General features: G+C 62.4%; 3 protein-coding genes and 1 pseudogene. 3 read left to right on the plus strand and 1 reads right to left on the minus strand.

Going from position 1 to position 3,953, the window contains the following annotated elements; genetic code table 11:
• Window positions 1–299: 3-keto-5-aminohexanoate cleavage protein (locus WCA85_RS33620; protein WP_424069816.1), on the minus strand; the 299-nt coding region annotated here is incomplete at its 3' end.
• A gap of 209 nt (window positions 300–508) precedes the next feature.
• Here WCA85_RS33620 and WCA85_RS33625 point away from each other — a divergent pair.
• From WCA85_RS33625 to WCA85_RS33635, 3 genes and pseudogenes are all read left to right on the plus strand, one after another.
• Complete coding sequence (locus WCA85_RS33625) at window positions 509–1,510, plus strand: AraC family transcriptional regulator (protein ID WP_424069818.1); 1,002 nt, start codon at window positions 509–511, stop codon at window positions 1,508–1,510.
• 476 nt (window positions 1,511–1,986) lie between these two features.
• On the plus strand, window positions 1,987–3,543 hold the full coding sequence (locus tag WCA85_RS33630; RefSeq protein WP_424069820.1) for an ABC1 kinase family protein: 1,557 nt from the start codon (window positions 1,987–1,989) through the stop codon (window positions 3,541–3,543).
• 107 nt (window positions 3,544–3,650) lie between these two features.
• Window positions 3,651–3,953 (plus strand): annotated as a pseudogene (locus tag WCA85_RS33635) (EamA/RhaT family transporter); the annotation flags it as partial.

Below are 3,953 nucleotides of genomic sequence, written 5' to 3' on the forward strand. Positions count from 1 at the left end.
AACGAGATCGAGCCGCCAACCTGGATGATCATGTCGGGCACCGCAGCGCGCACGCCCGCGATCAGCTCGTTGAACTTCGACAGCCGCTTCGAGCCCTTGCCGTCCAGTTCCCGAACGTGCAGGTGCAGCACCGTGGCACCCGCTTCATAGCAGTCGACCGCCTTCTGGATCTGCTCTTCCATCGTCACCGGAATGTCTTGCGGGAAGTCCTCGGGCATCCATTCCGGGCCGTACGGGGCGGTGGTGATCACTACCTTGTCCTGATTCTCAGGGTGCAACGAATCGTCGAGGAACTGCATCTCTCTCTCCTGTGTGGGGTGATGGCCTTTCGGTGCCACGTCATGTCATGCGAAAACACCGAACCGATGGCTGCACATTACGGGAATAGCGCGCTACACTTTTGTTATTGGGCGCCATCGTTTTAGCTTTTCATGCCACTCCGTGAAAACACCTAAGGCGTAACAGGCACCGACCGGCACAGCCCACAAGGTCAATGCGGAGGGCAGAAATGGAAACCATGCTGCGGTCGATAGCGATGAGCGGTTTTTTCGATGTGACGCGGCGGCTCGGACTGAACCCGATCGAGCTCGCGCAGCAGGTCGGGATCGATGCCGCAGCGCTTGCGAATCCGGACGATCGCGTTCCGGCCGCCGCCTGCTGCCGGCTACTGGAACTCTCGGCCGAAAAGGGCTCATGCTCATCTTTCGCGTTGCAAATGGCTGAAACCCGGCAGACATTCGGAACCGGCATGGTCAATATCCTGCTCGCGCACAAACGCACGCTGCGCGAGGTGTTGCTGGCCGCAGCCGAATACCGGCATTTGCTCAACGAAGCGTTGGCCATCCATGTCGAAGACTCAGGCGAAACTGTCACGATTCGCGAGGAGCTCGTCGTTGAACCTGGGACCTCTACGAAGCAGGCGATCGAACTTGCGCTCGGTGTCCTCGCGCGCCACTCCAGCGTGCTGCTGGGCGATCACTGGAAGCCACGTGCCGTCCATTTCACCCACGCACGACACCCAGACGTGACGTTTCATCGACGCTTCTTCGGCTGTCCGCTAGAGTTCGGCAGCGACTTCAACGGACTCGTGTGTGCGGCTGCGGATCTCGACTACCCGAATCCGGCCGCTGATCCCGAGTTAGTGCGATATGCCGAGAGCCTTACCGCTTCGCTGAATGTGGCGGGTGCGGATTCAACTGCGCTTGAAGTACGGAAGGCGATATATTTGCTGCTCCCGCTTGAGCAGGCTACGGTCGAACTGGTTGCGCGCCATCTGCGTCTGAGCGTGCGCACCATGCAGCGTCAGCTTGGATCGGCCGACACCAGTTTCTCGACCTTGGTCGATGAAGTACGGCGCGACCTTGCCGCGCGCTACATGAGCAACCCGCGCTATCCGATCGGCCGGATCGCCGGACTGCTAGGCTACTCGCAGCAGGGGTCGTTTACGAAGTGGTTCATCTCGCAATTCGGCATGACGCCGCGTGACTGGCGGAACAGTCAATTGACATGATGGACCCAGTGACTCGGTTTCCGCCGATGTCGGCTACCGCACGGCCGCGTTAGCCAGGCCAGGCTTGGCGAGATATCTCGCGCAATCACACGGATGTGCTCACGACGGAGTTCACAAGCCGGTTCGCACTGTCGCGTGCGAACAATACTGCATGCCGGGACGGACACGTCGAGCGCCAACTCTGAATATCAGTACAGTACTGGAGACCGCGCACGAACCGCCGCGTGAGTTTCAGCGTAGGTTTTGCAATAGTAGACCGTCAGGAAAGGGGCTGACGTTGTTCTGCGAGCATTTGGCAGAGAGCCGCGAGCGGCGTACAGAGAGGTTCGGGAAGCCGCCGTATTGCAGGACGGTAGTAAGGGATACGTCCTTATCCGCCCTAATGCGTCTTCATCTGCCCTTCCTGGCGCATAACTGCTAACCTGAGCGTCCAGCCAGCGCGTCGGGTGACGCGCGATCCGTCAACCAATCCGCCAATGCCGCCACTGTTTCGCCGATTCCTGTTGCTTTGCCATGCGCTACGTTTCGGCGCTCGCCTGATCTGGCTCGCGGCGCCCCGCGAGCACAAGCTGCACTGGGCCATCACGCTCATCAAGCGCGTGCACGCCTCCGAGAGCGGCCGCAATAGCCTGCACAGCATGCTGCCCGCCTTGGGGCCGCTCGCCAGCACCTTTGTCCAGACGCTCGCCGAGCGGCCCGAACTGGCCACGGGCACACTACACGAAGCCTTCGAGGCAGTCGGCCGTATGGAAGAGCCGCTCCCGCCGCCCGAGGTGGAGGCCGCGCTCGCGCGTGCGCTGGGGCGTCCTCTGGCGGTGCTGTTTAGCCGGATCGAATTGGTGCCCGCGCGTAGCGGTTTCGCCGAACAGACGCATCTCGCACGGCTCGCGGAGCCGATCAACGGCCATAGCGACATCTCGATCAAGTTCGTGCGCGCGGCGCAGGTCCAGCAAATTGGTGATGAACTGGCTTTGCTGCGCTGGGTGGCGCGTTCGCTGGAGAAATTTTCCGGGAGCGCGCGCCGTTTGCACGTGAAAGCGCTTGCGCAGTCGTTCACAGAAGACGTGATGCGGCGCTTCGACCTGCGCACCGAAGCGGCCAATCTGAGTCAGACGGGGCACCATTTCGACAACGACAAGCGTCTCGTCGTACCGGATGTGATCTGGGAGTTTTGCACGGCGCAAACTCTCGCCGTTCAGCATCTGGAGACGGTTGCCGCGACCAATCTCGCCGGTCTGCTGGAGCATCACATCAGGCCCGTGAGACTCGCGACGCATATCGTCGAAGTGGTCACCGAGCAGGCATTCGAGCACGGCTTCTTTCACGCGGCGTTCGATGCCGAGCACGTTCGCGTCAGCATCGAACCGGACACGAACGGGCGCATCGTGCTGGCGGAATTCGCCGCTATGTCGAGCCTCTCGTCGCACGAGCGCGAGTTCTTCGTGCATGGCGCCACGGCTCTCTTCGATCAGGACTACGCGCGCCTCGCCGATCTGCATCGCGACGCGGGGCATGTGGATGCATCGACGCGAACCGAAGTGCTCGAAGCCGAACTGCGACGCCGTAGCGAAGCGCACTTCGCGGCCGAGTCGCAGGATCGATCGGCGGGTGCGTTGTTCCATCATCTGCTGCATGCGGTGCAACCCTTCGAAGGCACCGTGTCGCCACGGCTCGCGACGGCCCAGCGTTCCTTTGTGCAGGCCGAAGAGCTCGCGCGAGCGCTTCATCCGGGTGTCGATACATGGAACGTTGCGCGTGGCGTTCTGGCCGGCATCGCGCAACGTGATCTGGATCATCGCGGCTGGATCAAGCGTGTCGGGCAGGAGTTGCCACACCTCGCCCATATGCTGCCGCGCCTGCCGCAACTGGCGGTGCGCTACCTGCAGCGTCAGCACGACACGGCGGGCACCCGGCAGCATGCGCAACTGATGCAGGAGATTGGGCGGGAATATCGACGCACGCGAGTCCTGTTGTGGGCGTGCGTGGTATGCGGCGGCCTGCTCGGCGCGGGGGCCGTTTTCCTGGCACGGTGAGTCTTGCTGGGGCGATTGCCTCATTGCAGCCTCGAACAAGACGTGCCGCCTCGCCCACCTCATACTGCGAGCCTTTTACGTCATCTACGCCGCCTGGCCGACGTCTCATGCTCGCTACGCTTTTTGCTGCTGTCTTTGTCGTGCTCTGGTCGACGGGCTTCGTGGTGGCCCGTGCCATCACGCCATTTGCTGACCCCAACCTGTTCCTGTTGGCCCGTTTCGGCGGCACTGCGCTGCTGTTCGCGCTCGCCGCTGCGTTTGCGCGCACCGCGTGGCCGAGGGGCCGGGATCTCGGCAAGCATCTGGTCGCAGGTGCGTTACTCCAAGGTGTCTACCTCAGTGCAGGCTACTGGGCCGTCGCGCAGGGGCTGAGCGCCGGTGTGATGGCGTTGCTCGGGGCCTTGCAGCCC

The organism is Paraburkholderia sp. (genome assembly GCF_049581445.1).
GTDB lineage: Bacteria > Pseudomonadota > Gammaproteobacteria > Burkholderiales > Burkholderiaceae > Paraburkholderia.